This is a genomic window from Mesorhizobium australafricanum, assembly GCF_033977265.1.
Taxonomy (GTDB): domain Bacteria; phylum Pseudomonadota; class Alphaproteobacteria; order Rhizobiales; family Rhizobiaceae; genus Mesorhizobium; species Mesorhizobium australafricanum.
In genome coordinates this window covers 139,251-158,095 of sequence record NZ_JAVIIT010000008.1, presented here as the reverse complement: position 1 = coordinate 158,095, position 18,845 = coordinate 139,251, and the positions used below count along the sequence as shown (strand labels likewise).

22 protein-coding genes and 1 pseudogene are annotated in these 18,845 nt (G+C 65.1%); 12 read left to right on the top strand and 11 right to left on the bottom strand.

Annotated elements, in window-relative coordinates:
- Nucleotides 1–3 precede the first annotated feature (3 nt).
- Entirely contained in the window at nucleotides 4–1,494 is a 1,491-nt protein-coding gene (locus RFM98_RS17510; protein WP_320310040.1) for an AMP-binding protein, read from the bottom strand.
- Nucleotides 1,495–1,577: 83 nt separating this feature from the next.
- Nucleotides 1,578–2,402, bottom strand: a complete 825-nt coding sequence (locus RFM98_RS17505) for a p-hydroxycinnamoyl CoA hydratase/lyase (RefSeq protein WP_320310039.1) — start codon at nucleotides 2,400–2,402, stop codon at nucleotides 1,578–1,580.
- Between the two features lie 104 nt (nucleotides 2,403–2,506).
- On the opposite strand from RFM98_RS17505, the gene RFM98_RS17500 reads away from it, so the two are divergent.
- Nucleotides 2,507–2,959, top strand: a complete 453-nt coding sequence (locus tag RFM98_RS17500; RefSeq protein ID WP_320310038.1) for a MarR family winged helix-turn-helix transcriptional regulator — start codon at nucleotides 2,507–2,509, stop codon at nucleotides 2,957–2,959.
- A 216-nt stretch (nucleotides 2,960–3,175) separates the two neighbouring features.
- Here the strand turns inward: RFM98_RS17500 and RFM98_RS17495 are convergent, their stop codons facing one another.
- Nucleotides 3,176–4,708, bottom strand: coding sequence for an acid phosphatase (locus tag RFM98_RS17495; RefSeq protein WP_320310037.1), 1,533 nt, complete (start codon nucleotides 4,706–4,708; stop codon nucleotides 3,176–3,178).
- A gap of 263 nt (nucleotides 4,709–4,971) precedes the next feature.
- Between RFM98_RS17495 and RFM98_RS17490 the strand changes: the two genes are divergently transcribed.
- Nucleotides 4,972–6,171: a cytochrome-c peroxidase gene (locus RFM98_RS17490; RefSeq protein ID WP_430682320.1), complete on the top strand. Its 1,200-nt coding sequence runs from the start codon at nucleotides 4,972–4,974 to the stop codon at nucleotides 6,169–6,171.
- Between the two features lie 149 nt (nucleotides 6,172–6,320).
- Complete coding sequence (locus tag RFM98_RS17485) at nucleotides 6,321–6,539, top strand: hypothetical protein (RefSeq protein ID WP_320310036.1); 219 nt, start codon at nucleotides 6,321–6,323, stop codon at nucleotides 6,537–6,539.
- 172 nt (nucleotides 6,540–6,711) lie between these two features.
- Here the strand turns inward: RFM98_RS17485 and RFM98_RS17480 are convergent, their stop codons facing one another.
- Nucleotides 6,712–7,299, bottom strand: coding sequence for a dihydrofolate reductase family protein (locus RFM98_RS17480; protein WP_320310035.1), 588 nt, complete (start codon nucleotides 7,297–7,299; stop codon nucleotides 6,712–6,714).
- Nucleotides 7,300–7,399: 100 nt separating this feature from the next.
- Here RFM98_RS17480 and RFM98_RS17475 point away from each other — a divergent pair, with 100 nt between their 5' ends.
- Nucleotides 7,400–7,816 (top strand): winged helix-turn-helix transcriptional regulator, encoded by a 417-nt coding sequence (locus RFM98_RS17475; protein WP_320310034.1) that lies wholly within the window; start codon nucleotides 7,400–7,402, stop codon nucleotides 7,814–7,816.
- Nucleotides 7,817–7,883: 67 nt separating this feature from the next.
- Here the strand turns inward: RFM98_RS17475 and RFM98_RS17470 are convergent, their stop codons facing one another.
- Nucleotides 7,884–8,063 (bottom strand): hypothetical protein, encoded by a 180-nt coding sequence (locus RFM98_RS17470; RefSeq protein ID WP_320310033.1) that lies wholly within the window; start codon nucleotides 8,061–8,063, stop codon nucleotides 7,884–7,886.
- A 112-nt stretch (nucleotides 8,064–8,175) separates the two neighbouring features.
- Between RFM98_RS17470 and RFM98_RS17465 the strand changes: the two genes are divergently transcribed.
- A complete protein-coding gene (locus RFM98_RS17465; RefSeq protein WP_320310032.1) occupies nucleotides 8,176–8,463 on the top strand; it encodes a hypothetical protein in 288 nt (95 codons plus the stop codon).
- Nucleotides 8,464–8,466: 3 nt separating this feature from the next.
- Complete coding sequence (locus tag RFM98_RS17460) at nucleotides 8,467–8,727, top strand: hypothetical protein (protein ID WP_320310031.1); 261 nt, start codon at nucleotides 8,467–8,469, stop codon at nucleotides 8,725–8,727.
- A 28-nt stretch (nucleotides 8,728–8,755) separates the two neighbouring features.
- On the opposite strand, the gene RFM98_RS17455 is transcribed toward RFM98_RS17460, so the two are convergent.
- The 6 genes from RFM98_RS17455 to RFM98_RS17430 form a co-directional block, all read right to left on the bottom strand.
- Complete coding sequence (locus RFM98_RS17455) at nucleotides 8,756–9,460, bottom strand: SOS response-associated peptidase (protein WP_320310030.1); 705 nt, start codon at nucleotides 9,458–9,460, stop codon at nucleotides 8,756–8,758.
- A 106-nt stretch (nucleotides 9,461–9,566) separates the two neighbouring features.
- Nucleotides 9,567–9,785, bottom strand: a complete 219-nt coding sequence (locus RFM98_RS17450; protein WP_320213935.1) for a hypothetical protein — start codon at nucleotides 9,783–9,785, stop codon at nucleotides 9,567–9,569.
- A 424-nt stretch (nucleotides 9,786–10,209) separates the two neighbouring features.
- Nucleotides 10,210–10,356, bottom strand: a complete 147-nt coding sequence (locus RFM98_RS17445; protein WP_320310029.1) for a hypothetical protein — start codon at nucleotides 10,354–10,356, stop codon at nucleotides 10,210–10,212.
- Between the two features lie 99 nt (nucleotides 10,357–10,455).
- Nucleotides 10,456–10,689 carry a hypothetical protein gene (locus tag RFM98_RS17440; RefSeq protein WP_320310028.1) on the bottom strand — a complete coding sequence of 78 codons (234 nt, stop codon included), beginning with the start codon at nucleotides 10,687–10,689 and terminating at the stop codon, nucleotides 10,456–10,458.
- Between the two features lie 179 nt (nucleotides 10,690–10,868).
- Nucleotides 10,869–11,435: a cytochrome c gene (locus tag RFM98_RS17435; protein ID WP_320310027.1), complete on the bottom strand. Its 567-nt coding sequence runs from the start codon at nucleotides 11,433–11,435 to the stop codon at nucleotides 10,869–10,871.
- Complete coding sequence (locus tag RFM98_RS17430) at nucleotides 11,432–12,955, bottom strand: multicopper oxidase family protein (RefSeq protein WP_320310026.1); 1,524 nt, start codon at nucleotides 12,953–12,955, stop codon at nucleotides 11,432–11,434. The genes RFM98_RS17435 and RFM98_RS17430 overlap by 4 nt, the downstream gene beginning before the upstream one ends.
- A gap of 258 nt (nucleotides 12,956–13,213) precedes the next feature.
- On the opposite strand from RFM98_RS17430, the gene RFM98_RS17425 reads away from it, so the two are divergent.
- The 6 genes and pseudogenes from RFM98_RS17425 to RFM98_RS17400 all read left to right on the top strand — a co-directional run bounded on the left by RFM98_RS17425 (nucleotide 13,214) and on the right by RFM98_RS17400 (nucleotide 18,836).
- Nucleotides 13,214–13,372 (top strand): hypothetical protein, encoded by a 159-nt coding sequence (locus RFM98_RS17425; protein ID WP_320310025.1) that lies wholly within the window; start codon nucleotides 13,214–13,216, stop codon nucleotides 13,370–13,372.
- Nucleotides 13,373–13,604: 232 nt separating this feature from the next.
- Nucleotides 13,605–14,672: a type III polyketide synthase gene (locus tag RFM98_RS17420; protein ID WP_320310024.1), complete on the top strand. Its 1,068-nt coding sequence runs from the start codon at nucleotides 13,605–13,607 to the stop codon at nucleotides 14,670–14,672.
- Complete coding sequence (locus RFM98_RS17415; protein ID WP_320310023.1) at nucleotides 14,669–15,391, top strand: methyltransferase domain-containing protein; 723 nt, start codon at nucleotides 14,669–14,671, stop codon at nucleotides 15,389–15,391. The genes RFM98_RS17420 and RFM98_RS17415 overlap by 4 nt, the downstream gene beginning before the upstream one ends.
- Nucleotides 15,388–15,480, top strand: a pseudogene (locus tag RFM98_RS31260) (FAD-dependent oxidoreductase); the annotation flags it as partial. The gene RFM98_RS17415 and the pseudogene RFM98_RS31260, both read left to right, overlap by 4 nt.
- 23 nt (nucleotides 15,481–15,503) lie before the next feature.
- Nucleotides 15,504–16,619 carry an NAD(P)/FAD-dependent oxidoreductase gene (locus RFM98_RS17405; RefSeq protein ID WP_347349895.1) on the top strand — a complete coding sequence of 372 codons (1,116 nt, stop codon included), beginning with the start codon at nucleotides 15,504–15,506 and terminating at the stop codon, nucleotides 16,617–16,619.
- 588 nt (nucleotides 16,620–17,207) lie between these two features.
- Nucleotides 17,208–18,836, top strand: a complete 1,629-nt coding sequence (locus RFM98_RS17400; protein ID WP_430682317.1) for a DUF2778 domain-containing protein — start codon at nucleotides 17,208–17,210, stop codon at nucleotides 18,834–18,836.
- Nucleotides 18,837–18,845 lie beyond the last annotated feature (9 nt).

Below are 18,845 nucleotides of genomic sequence, written 5' to 3'. Positions count from 1 at the left end.
TCTCTATTTCAGCCCCCGCAGCACATGTTTCTGGATCTTGCCCGATGCCGTGCGCGGCAAGGTCAGCACGGCAAGGAATTCCTTGGGCACCTTGTAGCGGGCGATGCGCGTGGCGCAGTGGCCGGCAAGGGCTGCCGGGTCGAGCGCACGGCCGGGATGCAGCACGACAAAGGCGCGGCCGACCTCGCCCCAGCGCTCGTCGGCAATGCCGATCACCGCCACCTCGGCAATGTCGGGATGGGCGAGCAGCACCATCTCGACCTCGGCCGGGAAGACGTTCTCGCCGCCCGAGATGAACATGTCCTTGCGGCGGTCGACCAAAGTGACGAAGCCGTCTTCGTCACGCTTCGCGACATCTCCTGTGCGGAACCAGCCGTCGTCGCTGAAGGCGCGCGCCGTCTCTTCAGGCCGGTTCCAGTAGCCCGGCGTGATGTTAGGCCCCGCAAGCCAGATCTCGCCCGCCTCACCGGGCGCGACATCGTTGCCGCCGTCATCGACGACACGCAGGGAAACGGTCGGCGCCGGCAGGCCCGCGGAACCCGCCTTGCCAGCGATGCGCTCGCTCTCCAGCGGCATGCCGAGGACGGTGCCGGCCTCGGTCATGCCGAAACCGTCGACCATCGGCACGCCCTGGTCCAGCCACCACAGCACATCGGCGGCAGGGTTGGGCGCGCCGCCGGTGAAGAGAGCCACAAGCGATGTCCAGCGATGAGGTGCGAAGTCGGCATGCTCGCGCAGCATCCTCGCCATCTGCGGCACGCAGAAATAGTGGGTGATGCCGAGCGCTGGGTCGGCGAGCCGGCGGTTGGTGAGGCCTGGGTCGAACCCGGCCGAGATCAGCACCGTGCCGCCCTTGAGCAGCACCGGGCGCAAATTGGTGATCAGGCCGATGACATGGAACATCGGCGCATCGCAGAGGAAGATGCTGTCATGGCCGACGCGGCCGATGACGCCGAAGTTGATCGCGGTGGCGAAGGCGTTGGCCTCGGTGACGATGACGCCCTTCGGCCGGCCCGACGTGCCGGAGGTGTAGAGGATGATCGACGGCCGATCGGCTTCCGGCAAGGCGCGGCGCGGCGCCGGCGCTTGCTCTTCCACCATCGCCGCGAAACGCGCGACCTCGAGCTGCGCGCAGCCGGCAGGCGGCGCCGTGTCGAGTTCGGTGTCGCGAACCAGGAGCACGGGATCGCCGTCGCCGAGGATCGCCTGCCGCTCGGCCGCCGCGAGCCGCCAGTTGACCGGCACGAAGATGGCGCCGAGGCGCATCGCGGCCTGCTGCAGGATGACGAGGTCGGCGCTGTTGCGGGCCAGTATAGCGATCCGCTGGCCCTGCCTTATGCCATGCTTTTCAAGCACCGCGACCGCGCGCTGGATGGCGTCGTCGAACGCCGCGTAGGTCCAGCGCCGCCCGGATGCGAGGTCGACGCAAGCGAGGCGGTCCGGCCCTTCCCTGGCATGCAAGGCAATCGGATCCGGTGTCGTCCAGGCCGGCATTGCGATCTCCTCCCCTGTCACGCGCCGTATCGGGTGCCGGGCGGCTTGGATCGCCGGCCCTGCGTCGGTTCATTTCGGTGCGATCATCTCGCCTTTTCGTAGGCGCCGAGGCCGGGCTTGTAGCTCTTTTCGTCGATGAACTGGCGGATGCCTTCCTTGCGGCCCTCATTGTCGAAGGAATTGGCGGCCTCCTGCGCCCGCACCAGATAGTCCTCGGCATTGTCGTAGGTCATCTCGGCGACGCGGCGGATGGCGTCCTTGGTGGCCTTGAGCGCGACCGGGTTCTTCTTCAGCAGGACTGCCGCCACCTCGGCCACACGCGCCTTCAAGCCGGCGAGCGGCACACTTTCATTGACCAGCTTCCAGGCCGCCGCCTTCCTGCCGTCGATCAGCTCGCCGGTCAGCGCGTGGTACATGGCGTCGCGCATCGACAAGAGATCGACCACCACCTTGGTGGCGCCGCCGCCGGGCAGGATGCCCCAGTTGATCTCGGAGAGCGCGAACTGCGCCTCGTCGGCGGCGAAGGCGAGATCGCACGCAAACAGCGGGCCATAGCCGCCGCCGAAACACCAGCCATTGACCATGGCGATGGTGGGCACCCGATACCAGCGCAGCCGCCGCCACCAGCCATAGGCCTCGGACTGCGCCTTGCGCACGGCACCCAGCCCCTTCGCCTCGGTCTCGCGGAAATATTCCTTGAGGTCCATGCCGGCCGACCAGGCGGCGCCCTCGCCCGAGAGAACGAGAACGCCGACATCGTCGCGGAATTCGAGCTCGTCGAGCACCTGCATCATGCGCCGGTTGAGCGTCGGACTCATCGAATTGCGCTTGGCCGGCCGATTGAACCGGACCCAGGCGATGCCGTCCTCGATGTCGAAGGCGACGGTGTCTTCGGTTTCTTCTTCCACTGGACGACTCCTCCCATATTGCTATGCCACATAGCAACTATATTCGCTATGTCGCATAGTATTTTTGCCTTGACAAGAGGATGCATCGCGGCGATCGATCCGACATGGACGAACCAACGACCGCCCTCGGCGAAGACGCGCTCGACGCGCAGATCGGCTACAACCTCAGGCGCGCCTCGGCGCTGGCGCTCAACGATTTCGCGGTCGAGATGACGGAGGCGTCGCTGCGCCCCGTCACCTACGCCATGCTGGCGGTGATCGACGAGCGGCCGGGCATCCGCGCCGCCGAGCTCTGCAGGCTGCTCGGCATGAAGAGCGCCAACATGGCACCGCTGCTCGCCGAACTGGAAGAGCGAGGCCTGATCGAGCGCGACGACCATGCCGAGGACAGGCGCGTGCAGGAACTCAGCCTGACCGTGGTCGCCAGGGCGGCAATGCCCGCCTGGCGGCGGCAGGTGCGCCGGCATGAGGACCGCTTCCTGCAACGGCTGACGAGTGTGGAACGGGCAACGCTGCTGCGGCTGTTGAGGCTGATCTGGGTGGATGAGGTGGAGTGAGGGCTGGCGCCCTCCGCACCCCAAGCAAAACAATTCGATAGCGGCGCGTCCTGCAGGACTGATTCAGGTTGTTCTGCATAAGGAATATTGAACGGCTGGCGGGACAGCATCCCCTTTACCCTGCCCGTCCTCCGCAGCAGCTGCGCTGCAGCTGCGGAGGGTGGACCGGACAGAGGGGATTGAAGGATCGCGGCGCAACGGGCTTCCTTCACTCCCTCAGCGCGTCAGGTCGAGCGCCGCCGTCAGATCTCCCATCGGCGGCTGATCGTGGTTGCGCAGCGCCTTGTCGCGGGCGACGATGCCGGGCAGCACCGGCAGGTCGTAGCGGTTGGTGATGAAGCGCAGGATCGAGGTCGTGTCGTACTGCGTGTGGTCGACCATGCCGCTCTTCGCATAGGGTGAGATAATGAAGGCCGGGACGCGGTTGCCCGGGCCCCAGCGGTCGGCCTTGGGCGGCGCGACGTGATCCCAGAAGCCACCATTCTCGTCATAGGTGACGACCACCAGCATATGGGCCCATTGCGGGCTCTTCTCCAGATGCGAAACAAGGTCGGCCAGATGCTGGTCGCCCGAGGTCACATCGGCATAGCCGGCGTGTTCGTTGAGATTGCCCTGCGGCTTGTAGAAGGTAACGGCCGGCAGCTTGCCGTCGTCGATCGCCTTGATGAACTCGGTGCCGCCGAGGCCGCCATCCTTGAGGTGCTCGGCCCGCGCGGCCGTGCCCGGCGCATAGGCGGCGAAATAGTTGAAGGGCTGGTGGTGGAACTGGAAGTTCGGCACGGGCGTCGCGTTCTTGCCGTCGAGCGCCGCCTGCCAGGCGCCTGAGTACCAGGCCCAGGAAATACCCTTCAGCGACAGGAGATCGCCGATGGTGATCTCGTGCTGCGGCGGCAGCGTGGTCGGCTGCGCCGGATCGGCCAGTGCTGTGTCGCCGCCCTCGGCCGGTTTGTTGGCGCTCGGCTGGTAAGGCGGCTGCATGGTGTTGACGGCGTAGAAGTCTGGGGTGATCGCACCGTCATTGGCGAATTTCGGCACGCCGCCCAGCGCCGAGGCGGGCGAATTGTCGGCCGCTTTCAGCGTCACGCCATCCGGCTCGACGACGGCGATCTGGCCCTTCACCGGGCTGATGTCGGCATTCGGATAGAACGGGGCGCAGGCGCAGGCGAGCATGAAGTGGTTGAGGAAGGAGCCGCCGAAGGCGCCCTGGAAGAAATTGTCGGCGAGCACGTATTTCCTGGCGATGTTCCACATCGGCAGGACCGAGCCGTCATAGTGACCCATCACCAGCGAGCCGGAATCGGCCCAGGCGACGAACTTGTCGTTCTTGCCGCCGTCGATCTGCATCTGCTCCTGGTAGAAGCGATGCCAGAGGTCGTGCGTGGTGACGCCGGTGCCCTCGTTGAAACCCTTGACATCATCGATGGCGAAGACAGCGTTGGCCAGATGCGCGCTCTGCGCTTCCGTCACCGCCGGCGTCACGCCCTTGCCGGTCAGTCCGCCCCAGGCCGGCGGCAGTTCGGGAAGCGGCTTGCCGTCACGGTCGAGCTGGCGCGCCTGGCCGGGCGACACGTTGGCCAGACCATTGGCGCCGGGGAAGCCGCCATAGAGGTTATCGAAGCTGCGGTTCTCGGCGTAGATGACGACAACGGTGTCGATCTTGTCGTAGCCGGCAGGAGCCGCCTGGGCAGCAGCGGCGAGCGATGCCAGCGCCGTGGAGGCGAGGCAAAGGGAGAGAAAGGACCGGATCATCGGAAAATGCCTCGTGGCTGGGAATGGCTGGAGGACGGCAATGCAGGCATGCGGCTGCATCAATCCCCAGCTACTTCGATGCCTTGTCACCTTTGTGACAGTTCCGCACCGGCCGAACACGGTTTCGTGAGCGAGACGGCCGTCATCAATCCGTTGCACTCGCTCCTTACGTCGCCAAAGAGATCGGGCGAAAGAAATCAGGGATGTCGCCGAAGACGATGGGAAGTCGGAAAACTCACGCGATCGCCATTGCAGCGGCCGCGATGGTCGGCTTCACCACGCACGCCAACACGTCCGGTGTCCACCCCGGCCCGATGTCACGCCAGGAAGCCTTCGCGCGCGCCGATGCGCTGACCGCACTCGGGCGGCAGATGTTTTTCGACCTTTCGCTCTCGGCCTCGGGCAAGCAGGCCTGCTCGTCCTGCCATGATCCCAACCATGCCTTCGGACCGGCCTCGGCGACGCCGGTCGAGATGGGCGGAGCGAGGCTCGACCAGCCCGGCGTTCGCGCGGTGCCGTCGCTGCGCTATTTGCAGGCGGCGCCAGCCTTCACCGAGCATTTTTACGACTCCGAGGACGAAGGCGACGAGAGCGTCGACAATGGCCCGACCGGCGGCCTGACCTGGGACGGCCGCGCCGACCACGGCAAGGACCAGGCGAGGATCCCGCTGCTCTCGCCCTTCGAGATGGGCAACAAGGACGAGGCCCAGGTGGTCGCGGCACTGCGCAAGGCGCCCTATGCCGACGCCTTCAAGGCGGCCTTCGGCGCCGACGTGCTGGATCATCCGCAAGATGCCTTCGATGCCGCCGTCGAGGCGCTCGGCACCTTCGAGCAGAGCAGCACCGATTTCTATCCCTATTCCAGCCGTTACGACGCCTTCCTTGCCGGCAAGACGCAGCTCTCCGCACAGGAGCTGCGCGGCCGCATGCTGTTCGAGGACGAGGGCAAGGGCAATTGCGCGAGCTGTCATCTGAGCGAGCCCGCCAATGACGGCGAGCCGCCGCAGTTCACCGACTACGGCCTGATCGCGATTGCCGTGCCGCGCAATCCGGCGATCCCCGCCAACGCCGATCCCAATTATTTCGACCTTGGCCTGTGCGGCCCGCTGCGCACCGACTTCAAGGGCCACAACGACTATTGCGGCCTGTTCAAGACACCGACGCTGCGCAACGTGGCGTTGCGAAAGAGCTTCTTCCACAATGGCTATTTCCACACGCTGCGCGAGGCGGTGGCCTTCTATGCCAGCCGCGACACGGATCCAGGCCGCTGGTATTCGAGGGAGGCCGACGGCACGGTCGACAAGTTCGACGACCTGCCAAAGGCTTACTGGGGAAACCTCAACACCGACCCGCCCTTCAACGGCAAGAAACCCGGCGACAAGCCGGCGCTGAGCGACGCCGAGATCGACGACATCGTCGCCTTTCTCGGCACGCTGACGGATGCCGACCAGGCGGGACAGTAAGGCTGGGCCGCTGAATACCTTTGCTAGGCAATATGGCCCCCGCTCCCAGTCGGGGGCCGCCGGTTTTTCCTGTGCAATGTGAGCCAGGTCATAGGAACGCCAATCGGCGTCTGCTATAACAGTCGCTCATCACGGGACGGGGGTCTCGCATGAGGTTTGTCGCGGTGCAGGAGCCGCCCGGCAGCAGCTGGGCAGTGTTCGATGCGGGCAATGGCGTGCCGGCCGAATATGCCGGCCGCGTGCTTATCGGCTTGACGTGGCGCGAAGCCCGCTGGTTCGTCGCCATGGGCAACGACCACACGGGATGGCCGCAATACAGCCGGCCGGTCGCGCAACTGCGGCTGGTTGGCGCTGGCGGGCCTATCTGATCCGGGAAAGGCACTGCCAAATTGGCGGCTATGCATGTCGCTCCGAAGTGTGCAGCGGTTCTGGGACAACGACATGCATCAAAACAAAGCGCGACGCCTGAATCCGGTTCAGCGCGACGCGCTTTAGGAAGCCGCGCTGCCGGATTGATTCAGGTTGCGCGACCTCAGCCCCTCACCCGGCCGGTGCATAGCGGCTCACCACCATGCCGCTGGCATAGGCTTTCGAGCCGATGAGCTTCAGCCTGGCGAAGCCGCCCTTGTCGAAGATGCGGCGGCCCGCTCCCAGCACCGCCGGATTGATGAAGAGCTGGAACTCGTCGACAAGGCCGGCGGCGATCAGCGCCGAGGCGAAGCCGGCACCGCCGAACACGGCGATGTTGCCGCCCTCGCCTTGCTTCAGCGCATTGACCTCGGGCGGCAGGTCGCCGCTGACGACCCGCGTACGTTCCCAGCGCGAAGCCTCGAGCTTGTCGCTCGCCACCACCTTCTGCGCCTCGACGATACGTTGCGCGAACGCATAGAAGCGATCCTTCGGATATTTCCTCGCCGCATTGCCCCAATGGGTCAGATACCCCTCCTGCCCCATCCTGCGGCTCAAGAGGATGGTGTCGACGGTCGTGAAGACGGTATTGAAATCCTGTTTCAATTCCTCGTCCCAGGCGCTGTCGTCGCCCCATTCCCAGAGCTGCCAGCGATGATCCTCATCGGCGCCGACAAAGCCGTCGACCGACATCTGCATCTGCAGGATGAGCTTTCTCATGTCCGGTTTCCTCACGATCAAATGATTTATTTTTGGAACCATTTGACCCAAGGCAAGAATGATGTCAATAGTAAAGTGATTTAAAAATGGAACCATACTAATGTCGACCAAGGGACGATCCGGCTGCCCGATCAGCCTCTCGCTCGAACTGCTTGGCGACCGCTGGACGCTGCTCATCATCCGCGACCTGGTCTTCGCCGGGAAAAAACATTTCCGCGAGTTCCTGCAATCCGACGAAGGCATCTCGTCGCGAACGCTGGCCGAGCGGCTGCAGACCCTAGTGGACGAGGGCATCCTCACCCGCAGCGACGACCCGACGCACGGGCTGAAGGCGATCTACCGCCTGACCGAAGCCGGCATCGACCTTTTGCCGGTGCTGGCGACGCTCGGCGCCTGGGGCAGCAAACACCGCAAGGCCGACGAAAAGCTCGCCCAAATAGCGGACGACCTGGCGGCCGGCGGCGAGCCGGCGCTCAAGCGGATGAAGGGGAAGCTCAGGGCGGAGCATCTGGGGTAGCGGCCGGAGGAACACCGCTGCCCCTTTGACCAGGCGACCGAGTGCGGGGTCCAGGCGCGAGGCTAGGTTAGCGCGCCGCCTGGCGTGCCGCGCCAACTGCGTCGAGGCGATCCTGCAGGTGGCTGTTCAGCACGATCATCTCTTTCAGCGCCTTCACCGGGTCGCCCTTATGTTGGGCAATGAAGCTCTCGGCGATCGCCTGAAGCGCGGCTTCCTGGCGGCTGTCCAACCTCACAATGTGATCCATAACGCCTGCTCCTGCCGTTATTATTAGAAAGTGAACAAAAAGTGAACAAAAATGTCAAGCAGGAATTGACTTGCCGAGGAATGGGTTCCTATTTTGTCAGGAGGTGGGGCGGTTGCTCGATTTTCCAGGGAGAGCCGCGGTGGGCAGACGGAAAAGCCGTTATGACAGATTGTTGCACTCGGACGCGGAGGCGATCATTGGCGATGCGCTGAAGCTGCGCGAGACGGTGCTGGCGGCGCAGCTCAACCTCAAAGCCAACGGTGAAATGTATTGGCGACTTAATGGTTTGGTCGAGCGGCTGCACGAGGTGATGGGCGCCGTGGCCGGAAAGGAACCCGATTTCCGTGCCGCCTGGCTGGGGCTCTTGCCCTTGCCCGAGGACTATTGCGACCGGGTATAGCGGATGGCCGGATCCATGGACAGTGTCGGCCGCGCTGCCAAGGCCAACATGCTGCTCGTGGTCGAATGCCGCCATTGCTACCACGCGGGTCGATTTAGAGCGAACGACGTGGCCAAGGTGGTGGGCTGGAACAAGCCGCTCGAAGCCATCGGCTTCCGCTGTAAGCGCTGCGGCCGCAAGGACACGGTGGTGAAGACCCAGTTCATCGACCAGGACCATCCGCCCAAGGGCTATATCTGGGTGCTGCAAAAGGCGCGGGGGTGAGGACTCCCACCCCCTCCTCTCCCGGGATCTAAAACAACGATCCCTGCGCCGGCGGTTCGGCCGGAAACTTGATCTGCGTCGCGGGCTTTTCCACGATCACCAGCGCATCGTCCGGCGCGGGCTGCTGCAGCTTCTTCGCCTCCGACCATGGCGCGGTCAGCCACAGCTCAATTTGTTCCTGGGTGGTCAGGATCACCGGCATTGCCTTTTCGTGGATCGGTGCGATCAGCGCATTGGGCCTTGTGGTCAGAAATCCGTAGAGCTCATGATCGCCCGGGCCTTCCTTCACCTTGCGCACGCCATGCCAAGGGGTCCACAGACCGGCGAAGAAGAACAGCGGTCTATCTCCGCTCAGCGCAAACCAGAAGTTCTTCTGCACCCCGGTCTCCGGGTCCTTGTCGCCGGGCGTCGGCGACGGCTCGGCGAAGCTCGTCACCGGCACCACGCAGCGGTTCTCCACGCCGAGATAGGGCAGCCAATGGGCATATTGCGGGTTGCGAATGTTGGTGGTGCCGGGATCGGCGTTGCCGCGCATCCGCTCAGGCGGCGTCGGCATGCCCCAGCGCAGCCTGGCGAGTTCGCGACTGCCGTCGGCGCCGTTGCGCACCACAGGCGCGGGCTGGTTGGGATAGATGTCGAGCGACGGCTCCAAATTGCCGGTTATGTCGCGCAACGCGCGCGTCCATTGGCGGATCGCCTCCTGGCTGGTGGTGATGTTGTAGAGATTGCACATCGGCAGCGTTTCTCCGTGTGCCGATTGTTCCCGCATTTTGAGAGGAAGCGCAAACCAGACGAGCGCAAGCAGCGCATTTGACGCGCCACGAACCTCGATGATGATGTCAACCCACCTCGCCGCCGCGCAGCAACGGCCCGGCCGGCTCCTCGGCCGGCGGTTCTCCCGGCAGCCCCAGTCGCAACCGCTCCTCCTCGGCGAAGGTCTCGGCTTGCGCGTGAACGTCGAACACTTGTTGCGTCAGCCTGCCGCCTTCGACGATGCGCACGATCCATTGGCCATTGATGGCCTTTACGCGGACACTGTCTGGCTCGTCCGTTACCATTTACAGCTCCTGCTCCTCAGCCGAAGAATTGGCTCCCTCGGATCCAATATGATCTAGAGCGCTCGAGGCTGTCGAAAAAGCGGGCCTGATTGGCCTTTAGTGCAAAGGCACTCGCCGATATTCAGTACATTTGCGAAGCCTGCTGAATAAAAACGATTTGTCGTAGAACAGGCACGCTGCCGCGCCATGCTGGAGCCGGCACAAACTTGGCGCGCGGCGGCGGCCCGGCAGCCTTGGGGGGTGATACTGGGTTCGGCGGCCGGGCCTGACCGGAGTTTGCGAGGCCGCCGGCTGCCATGAGCATGCGCTTGCGCCCACGCAAGGACAAGAACGACCTAGGCCCTAGGACCAAAGCTGCAAGGGACATGGCCGGGGCGACCAATTGCGATTGGATCGATTGGAAAATTGAGCGAAGCCGGCTGCTTCAAAAGCCGAAGAATTGCCGGCCGACGAGATAGCCCACCGCCGCGACGACCAGCGGAAACAGCGCCGGCGCCGCCTTGTTGAACAGCGAGGGGTTTATCTCCTTGGCGGGAGCGCTGGGTTTGGCATTGCCGAGGTTTTTCGTCATGGACTCAATTACCGGTTGGGGGCCACTGCCGGTCGGGCATTTATATTAGAAACCGCTTATTAAATTTCCGGCAAAGCCAACGCTACAATTCGCGGCAATTTATTCCGATTGCTGGGTGCGCTCGGCAAGGGCGAAGGCCTGGAGGTTGCGCGACTTGCCGGGGTCCTGGTCGGCATTGGCGATGATGGCGTGGAAGGCCGCGCGGGCGATGTCCTTCTTCTTGGCGTCGGGGTGCTCCATGCGCACCGCCTTGACCAGTTCCTTCGGCGTCATGTCGGGGGTGACGAGGCGCATCAGCGTATCGCCTATGGCCTGCAATTCCCTGGCATCCATAACGAGAACCCTGTTTTGGCGGCATGAGCCTAGCATATAGCGGGGCCAGAACGTCATTTTTATGATGCGCGCCGACGGAATCAACGCCGACCTCTCCGGAACGGTTCAGCATTTGATAGAATCGCCGAACCGCTTTAGCGCTTTGTTCTCACGCAATGGCCGGCTGAGCGCGTCGGCCCTCACTCGACTTTCCGCCGGAACTTCGAATGGCAGCTCGTGCAGTCCTGCAGGATGAGATGCAGGAGATGTTCGGCCGGCATTTTGGCTGGATCGGCTTCAGCGGCGCCCGGGCGCTTGCCGAGCAGGCTGCCACCATCCATCGGTAGGCCAGCTCCCATGCGCATGTCGGCGGTGATCTCCGGCGGCGCGTTCCCGGCCTTGTCCGCGAGTGCGTCGGCGAGCCGGCCGATATGGCGGGCGAGCGCCTCGAATTCCGGCCGGGCCTCGCCGATTTCCAGCCTGGCGCCGGACGGCGCGCCGAGCGTGCCCTGCGGGAATTCAGCAACCAGGGCAGCGCCGGCGCGGGTGCTGAGCGTGTCCGCCGCCGCTTTGAAGGCCGCCGGCTCATAGGCGCGCTTGCCGTTGAACATTTCGGCGATCGCCCTGGCGGCGGCGGCCATCTCTTTCATCGAGGCCTGGCGCGCCGCCACGATGGGGTCGCTCGGACCCGCCGCCAGCGACGGAGCAAGGACCAGGGGGCCGGCGAGCACCAGCATCGCCGCCCCGAGAACGACGCGGGACCTCACGCCTGCACGTCGACGATGCCCATCACGCCGAGCTGCTCATGCTCGAGGATGTGGCAGTGATACATGCGCGCGCCCGGCCGCTCCTGGCGCGTGACGAGCCGCACCGTCTCGCCGCGCGCCACGTTGACCGTGTCCTTCCACGCCAGATAGGGCGGCTTGGAGACCTTGCCGTCGCGCTCATGCTCGATCACCTGGAACTGCGTGCCGTGGAGATGGAACGGATGGTCCATGTCGGCCTGGTTGACGATTTCCCAGAGTTCGGTCTCGCCGGCCCTGGCGACGATGTCGACGCGCGCCATGTCGAATGCCTTGCCGTTGATCAGGAAGCCCATCTCCATGCCGGTAGGGTTCATCGCCATGGTCTCGGTGAAGACGAGACGGCGGCTGACGGTGGGCTGCCCAAGCGGTGCGATCGGCCTCAACCGCTCGGGCAGCGGCGGCATCGCCTCAGCCGGCATGTCCGCGACATCGACCGTCAGAAGCGTGAGCCCGGCATCCGCCGGCCGGCCCGGACCCATCCAGCCGCGATCATAGTCGAGCGTGGTCAGGGTTGCGGCACCCGGCTTGTCGAAGGCGACGACCAGCTCGACACGCTCGGCCGGGCTGAGCAGGATCTCGTCGGCCGCCACGGGCGCCTCCAGGAGGCCGCCATCGCTGCCGATCACGGTCATCGCGGCGTTGGCGAAAGCGAGCCTCAGGAAGCGGGCATTGGTGGCGTTGTAGAGCCGCAACCGCCGCTTCGCGCCCAGCGTCACCGCCAACTTCGGGTTCTTCTGGCCGTTGACCAGCACATGGTCGCCGACCCTGCCGTTCATCAGGTCGGTCATGGTGTTGTCGGGCATGGAGCCGTCGGCGGCAAGGCGAAGGTCGGTGAACATGAGCGCGGTGTCGCCGTAGGCGGCCGGGATCGGGTCGGCCTTCGCCTTGACGACGAAGGCGCCGGCAAGGCCGCGATAGACCTGCTCTGACGTGCGGCCATGCGGATGCGGGTGATACCAGTAGGAGCCGGCCGAGCCCTCGGGCAGCTCGAAGGCGTAGACGCGGTCGGCGCCCGCCGCCACCGGGTCCATGGGGTTGCCGTCCTGGTCCGCCGGCACCGGCATGCCGTGCCAGTGGACGGTGCTTTGCTCGCCCTCGGTCCGGTTGGCGAAGGTGATCTCGACGCGGTCGCCCTCATAGGCCTCGATCAATGGCCCGGGGCTCGTGCTGTTATAGGCGAGGATCGGCGTGTCCTGTCCCTCGACAAAGCGCGCCGTGGACGCCTCCGCCGTCAGCCTTGCCCTGAACAGCCCGGACCGGCCGGCCTCGTTGGCAAGCAGCGGCAGTTCGCGCAACGCCTCGCCCTCGGGCAGCGCGGCGGGCGCTTGCGCCATGGCGCCCATGTCATGGCCCGCATGACCGCTCTCCATCCCCGGCATCGAATCCATGCCCGACATGCCATCCATCTTCATCTGCGCCAGCGCGCGAGAACCCGACAGAGCCGTTGCCAGGCCCGCCACCAGAAAGCCGCGTCGGTGCATTTTTCGCTCCTTGATCCAGATTGAAGGTTCCGTCCGAAAGGACATCGCCACGGACGCTAAGGGTTCCAGCAACTGGAAGGTCAAGCGGACCATCGGGTTTGGGGCGGAAAAATCCGCCCGGCGGATCGTAATCGCCGCACGGTGGTCATCGATGTCACGTGATCGCGGCAGGCGCTCGGCATTCCCCAGTCCGAGGAACCTGCCTGGAGCTCGGAACCCTTGCCGCTCTCGCAGGGTTTATATGCGAGGCGAACTGCCATGGAAGACAAACCGCCTGTCGAAAACCCGGGAAGGATCCTCGCCACCGTGCTGGCGATCTGCCTCATCATCATCGCCTTGTTCTTTATCGGCTTCAGATATTCGGAGCCCGATCAGGGAGCCTTGATCGTGCCCGGAGCGGCGCAGGGCAGCAGGTGATCGGCCCGTAGTTCTTACCTGCTCGGACACAGAAAGGGCCGTAACACTTTGATTTTGCCTGTCATCCCTTCGAAACCTTTGGGTTCGGAATTACGCCCCAGGGAAGAAACAGGTTTTCCGAAACGTTTATCGAACAAGCAACGCTCAGCGCCTGGCGCCTGACAAGGGTGCTCGTGAGCAAGGAACCCTTCGGCAACAGCGCGCACCGCGCCCGAGGCCCGGGAGACATCACATGCCCGTCAACGCTTACATCAACCGGATCGCGACAGCGGTTCCGGAGCATGAAGTCCATCAGTTCTACCTGCGCTACGCGGCATCCATGCTTGCCGCCGATCGCAGGAGGATATTCCAACGCATGGCCGGCCTTGCCGGCATCGAGCACCGCTTTTCCTGCTTTGCGCCCGCTCTCGACCCCGAAGGGCCGTCGGCCGACCTTGCCGGGACATTCAGGCGCGGCGCGTTTCCCGGAACGGCCGCCAGGATGGCGATGTTCAGCCAGGCAGCACCCGCCCTGGCGCAAAAGGCCGTCGACGGACTGCGCCTTGGCGAGGAAGCATCGCGCATCACCCATCTCATTATCACCACCTGCACCGGTTTCTCCGCGCCGGGCATCGACCTCGACCTTGCTGCGCGCTGCGGCCTGCCGGACGGTATCGAACGCACGATGATCGGGTTCATGGGCTGCTACGCCGCGGTCAACGCCCTCAAGCTTGCCCGCCACATCGTCCGTTCCGACCCTCAGTCGAGAGTCCTCCTGGTCAATATCGAAGTCTGCACCTTGCATCTGAGAGAAACCACGGAGTTGGAAAGGCTGCTGTCCTTCTGCCTTTGGGGCGATGGCTGCGCCGCAACGCTCGTCACCGCCGAGCCGCTCGGCATCGAGCTCGACAGCTTTCGCTGCACCGTCGCGGACGAGCGGCGGGAGCTGATGACCTGGGATATTGGCGACCATGGCTTCGACATGTTTCTCTCCGGTCAGGTGCCGGCGGCGATCCAGGAGGCTCTGCGCCGCAACCAGGACGCCATCCTCGGCGGCCGGCCGCCGGACGCGATCGGCCTCTGGGCCGTCCATCCCGGCGGACGCACCATTCTCGACGCCGTCGAGAGGGCGCTGAACCTCGCGCCGGCCGCGCTCCAGCCGTCGCGCGAGGTGCTGCGCCGATACGGCAACATGTCGTCGGCCACAGTGATGTTCGTGATGGAAGAGATGCTGAAGGCGCCAAGCGAACTGGTCGGCTGCGGCATGTCGTTCGGACCCGGACTGACGGCCGAGACCATGTTGTTCCGGACCGTCTCATGAACGCGCTCGATCAACGCATACTCGTCCCGGAAATCCTCGATCGCCTTGCCGCGGACGATCCGCGGGCGCTCCGCTCGCGGCGCGATCTCGCCCGCATCAACGCGCTGATGTTCCAAGCGGCGATCATGACGTCGCTCATGAGGAAATTCGTGGCTAAGGCGCCCGGCCGCATCCTTGAGATCGGCGCCGGCGATGGCACCTTCATGCTTAAAGTGGCCCGGCGCATGGCAAGAGACTGGCCGAAGGTGGAGCTAACGATGCTCGATCGCATCGACCTCTTCACGCCAAAGCTCGCGGCGGATTTCGCCGGTCTGGGATGGAAGCTCGAAACCTTCACCGCCGATGTCTTCGACTGGGCACAGAAAGCGGATGGCGAGGCCTTCGATGTGATCACGGTCAACCTGTTTCTGCATCATTTCGACGACGCCCGACTGCTGCATCTGTTTTCGCTGCTGGTTCGCAGGGCGCCATTGCTCCTGGCGACGGAACCGCTGAGGGCGGGCTTGGCGCTCGCGGCGAGCCGCCTTCTGCCGGCGATCGGCGCCAATGACGTCACCAGGCATGACGCTGCCCAGAGCGTGCGCGCCGGCTTCCGCGGCAGCGAGCTTTCCGATCTCTGGAACGCAGCCGGCGGCCGACTGATCGAGGAGCGGCGCGCCGGTCCTTTCTCCCATGTCTTTGTCGGCGCCGCGTCGACGCCTGCCGGAAATCCGCAATGAGGCCGGCATCGACCCACGATGCGATCGTCATCGGCGCCGGCCCGGCAGGCACGTCAGCGGCGCTGGCGCTGGCCCGGCGCGGCTGGGCCGTGGCGATCGTGGAAAAGAGCGCGTGCGCCGCAAGGTGTGCGGCGAATATATCTCGGCGAGCAATCTCGCGCTGCTCGAGCGGCTGGAGATCGGCGATGCGTGGCGGGCCGAAGCCGGTCCCGAAATCCGCCGGGTCGGCCTCTTTTCCGGCGACGCCAGTGTCGAGGCGTCGATGCCGGGCGTGACGTCGCGGCCCGCGGCGGGAGGCGGCTTCGGCCGGGCGCTCGGCCGCGACATACTGGACTCCCTGCTGTTGGATGCGGCCCGATCGGCCGGCGCGGAAGTCTTCCAGCCCTGCCGCGCCGCCGCCATCGAACGCGATGGCGCCTGCCAGGCGGTGCGGATCCAGACAGGAGCCGGGAATTCTCGCGACGAGACGAAGATCCTGCGGGCGCCGGTGATCGTCGCCGCGCACGGCTCGTGGGAGCCGGGAGAGCTGCCGAGCCAGCTCGAAAAGAAAAGCCACCCATCGGACTTGCTCGGCTTCAAGGCGCATTTCACAGGATCGACGCTGCCGCCCGACCTGATGCCGCTGCTGACGTTTCCCGGCGGCTATGGCGGCATGGTGCTCGCAGACCATGGCCGCCTGTCCATCTCCTGCTGCATAAGGCGCGATGTGCTCGCCAGGTTGCGCGCCAGCCATGCCCGCGAGCACGGCGGCCGGGTCTCGGCGGCCGAAACCGTCGAGCATCATCTCAGGACGACATGCCGGGGGGCGCTAGATGCGCTCGAAGAAGCCCGCCTCGAGGGTCCGTGGCTTGCCGCCGGTCCGATCCGGCCGGGCATCCGCGCCGGCTACGAAAGGGACATCTTTCGCGTCGGCAACGTCGCCGGCGAGTCGCATCCGATCATCGCCGAGGGCATATCGATGGCGCTTCAATCCGGCTGGCTCCTGGCCCTGGAACTCGGCGCGGCAAAAGGCGGGCAGACGGGGCGCGAAGCGGCCGGCAGACGCTACGAGGCGGCCTGGAGAGGATTGTTCTCGACCCGGATCCTCGCCGCCGAAGCCATTGCGCGAATCGCCCTCGGCCATGGCGGCGCCGCCATGATGAGAACGGTTGTCCGCAATTTTCCGCAGGCGCTGACCTTGGGAGCGCGGCTCAGCGGCAAGACGAGAGCCGTACCGGGTTTTGGCTGACGGGGCGCGGGCGTCGCGTCGGCGTCGCCGACAGAACGGACGAAGCGTGCTGAAAACCGCCAGCGTGGTTGCGACCAGCCTGGCCGGGAGCATCCGAAATTCCCACGCGGAGACCTCTGCAACGCATGGTTTCCACTCTTCATGTCGCGCCCGCCCTCCGGCGGAGGTGACTTTTTTGGGGTGGTCCCGGTGCCGCAATGCCTTCCGCCGGTTCTGCAGGTTGGCCCACTGCATCTTTGGCCGGCTTGTTCCAGCGCCGGCTATCTGGGCCGCATTTTGACCCCAATCGCTCGATACGCGGCCAGGATTGCTGCGGTTCCAGTCTTCACGGTTTCTTGACACAGGCTGGAAAAACGGGCAGCAAAGCGGGTGAGGGAGAGCATTTTTACCGTGGCGAAGACCATGGAGGGCTCTTTTTTCGTATGGACCGTCGCCAAATCGGCGATTGGTGGAGGGATTGGTTAACCATCTTTGTCCATCTTTTGAATCAATCGGCAACAGACGCGTGAAGGTGCAGGGGGCACCAGCGAACTGTGATCGTGACGGGTGCCAGGTCCGCAAACCGGCATGCCGATTGAGAGTGGTCGTATGGCGTTTTTGCGTTTGAAAAACCGGGGTGACGCTCCTCTTGGGGGGGTAACTTCGAAAAAGTCTGGTCATCGTTGGGTCGTGGTGCCTGCTGTCGGCGCCGCCCTCGCCCTATGGTCCCTTGCCACCTTGGCGGGGCTCTATTCGGTGAGCACCTCGCTGACCGCCGCTTCCAACGGATTGCCGCAGAGCCTGCTTTCGCCGCGCACCATCGCGCTTGGCGACCAGCGCCGGCAGATCGCCAATGCCTGGGCGCCGCCCCTTGCCGCCAAGGGCGGCTACAAGGCAGGCTCGCTCGTCGGCGGCTGCGACGCCGGCTGCTTCAGCCTCGCGACAAGCTTCAGACATGACGGCCAAACTACTGAAAAGCTGAAGAATGAAGGCCACGACGGCAAGGCGGCGCGCCTCAAGCTGCCGGCGCCCTACAGCGTCGCGCATGAAAAGGCCGTGGTGGTGGCTTCGGCCGCCGGAGCCGCCGACCGTTTCGACGGCGTGGTGAAGCGCGCGGCACTTTCGCCGCAGAAGCTTGCCGATGCCTTTGCCCGCGCCGAGAACGCGCCGTTCCTGCTTGCCAGCCTGCCTTCGGCGAGCCGCTTCGGCGGCGCCCAGCCGGACGCCCCGATCGAGGCCCGCTTCGGTTCGCAGCCGGCCGAAACCGCCGGCGCTTCCGAGCTGGCGCTGGCGCTAGCCAACATCGCACCCGAGGACACGGCGGACGTTCCGACCGCCGTCGCGCTGCAAAACGGCGACGCGCCCGATGTCGCCGGCCCCAGTGGTGCTAGCAATGCGGAAAAGGGCCAGGACGGCGAGTACCAGGTCGCCTCGCTGCCGCCGCAGGACGATCTGCCCGACAGCATTGCCGTGCCAGGTCTTCGTCCACGCACCACGCTCGAGCGCGCCACCGAAGCGCCCGTACAGAACGCGGCCAAGCCGCAGAAGCCCGAGCCCGCGAAGCCGCAGGCCGCCAAGGCCAAGCCGCAGCCGGCCCCCGCCGACACCGCGCAAAGCGCGCCGACGGCCGTCTCGCCGAGAAGCGGCGATCAAGGCCTGCCGGGCGTAGCGAATTCGAAGCCGATGGTGGCCGACTCCCAGCCCAGCAAGCGCAAGGCGCAGGCGTCCGAGATGCTCGCCTATGCCAAGCCGGACACGCCGGAGCGTGGCGGTCTCGGCAGGGCCTTCGGGAACCTGTTCAATTCGCCTTCGATGGGCAATGGCGTCGCCGTCTACGACATTTCGGCCAAGACCGTCTACATGCCGGACGGCTCGCGGCTCGAGGCGCATTCGGGACTGGGTTCGATGGTCGACCAGCCACGCTTCGTCAACAAGAAGAATGTCGGCCCGACGCCCCCGGACACCTATAATCTGTCGATCCGTGAATCGCGCTTCCACGGCGTCGAGGCAATCAGACTGACGCCGACCAGCGGCGGCAACAAATATGGCCGCAACGGCCTGCTCGCGCACACCTATATGCTGCGCGGCGGCCGCGCCGAGTCGAATGGCTGCGTGGTCTTCAAGGACTATCACCGCTTCCTTGCCGCCTACAAGAACGGCAAGATCAAGCGCCTTGTCGTCGTCCCGCGTCTCACAAGGTCCCCCACCCAGGTCGCCCAGGAAGGCCGCCAAGGTTAATCCGAACCG

What these genes read in the sequence shown, in the direction of transcription:
- RFM98_RS17510 (WP_320310040.1), bottom strand. Translation starts at nt 1,494, where the DNA reads ATGCCGGCCTGGACGACACCGGATCCGATTGCCTTGCATGCCAGGGAA.
- RFM98_RS17500 (WP_320310038.1), top strand. Translation starts at nt 2,507, where the DNA reads ATGGACGAACCAACGACCGCCCTCGGCGAAGACGCGCTCGACGCGCAG.
- RFM98_RS17495 (WP_320310037.1), bottom strand. Translation starts at nt 4,708, where the DNA reads ATGATCCGGTCCTTTCTCTCCCTTTGCCTCGCCTCCACGGCGCTGGCA.
- RFM98_RS17490 (WP_430682320.1), top strand. Translation starts at nt 4,972, where the DNA reads ATGGTCGGCTTCACCACGCACGCCAACACGTCCGGTGTCCACCCCGGC.
- RFM98_RS17485 (WP_320310036.1), top strand. Translation starts at nt 6,321, where the DNA reads ATGAGGTTTGTCGCGGTGCAGGAGCCGCCCGGCAGCAGCTGGGCAGTG.
- RFM98_RS17480 (WP_320310035.1), bottom strand. Translation starts at nt 7,299, where the DNA reads ATGAGAAAGCTCATCCTGCAGATGCAGATGTCGGTCGACGGCTTTGTC.
- RFM98_RS17475 (WP_320310034.1), top strand. Translation starts at nt 7,400, where the DNA reads ATGTCGACCAAGGGACGATCCGGCTGCCCGATCAGCCTCTCGCTCGAA.
- RFM98_RS17470 (WP_320310033.1), bottom strand. Translation starts at nt 8,063, where the DNA reads ATGGATCACATTGTGAGGTTGGACAGCCGCCAGGAAGCCGCGCTTCAG.
- RFM98_RS17460 (WP_320310031.1), top strand. Translation starts at nt 8,467, where the DNA reads ATGGCCGGATCCATGGACAGTGTCGGCCGCGCTGCCAAGGCCAACATG.
- RFM98_RS17455 (WP_320310030.1), bottom strand. Translation starts at nt 9,460, where the DNA reads ATGTGCAATCTCTACAACATCACCACCAGCCAGGAGGCGATCCGCCAA.
- RFM98_RS17450 (WP_320213935.1), bottom strand. Translation starts at nt 9,785, where the DNA reads ATGGTAACGGACGAGCCAGACAGTGTCCGCGTAAAGGCCATCAATGGC.
- RFM98_RS17445 (WP_320310029.1), bottom strand. Translation starts at nt 10,356, where the DNA reads ATGACGAAAAACCTCGGCAATGCCAAACCCAGCGCTCCCGCCAAGGAG.
- RFM98_RS17440 (WP_320310028.1), bottom strand. Translation starts at nt 10,689, where the DNA reads ATGGATGCCAGGGAATTGCAGGCCATAGGCGATACGCTGATGCGCCTC.
- RFM98_RS17430 (WP_320310026.1), bottom strand. Translation starts at nt 12,955, where the DNA reads ATGCACCGACGCGGCTTTCTGGTGGCGGGCCTGGCAACGGCTCTGTCG.
- RFM98_RS17425 (WP_320310025.1), top strand. Translation starts at nt 13,214, where the DNA reads ATGGAAGACAAACCGCCTGTCGAAAACCCGGGAAGGATCCTCGCCACC.
- RFM98_RS17420 (WP_320310024.1), top strand. Translation starts at nt 13,605, where the DNA reads ATGCCCGTCAACGCTTACATCAACCGGATCGCGACAGCGGTTCCGGAG.
- RFM98_RS17415 (WP_320310023.1), top strand. Translation starts at nt 14,669, where the DNA reads ATGAACGCGCTCGATCAACGCATACTCGTCCCGGAAATCCTCGATCGC.
- RFM98_RS17400 (WP_430682317.1), top strand. Translation starts at nt 17,208, where the DNA reads ATGGCGTTTTTGCGTTTGAAAAACCGGGGTGACGCTCCTCTTGGGGGG.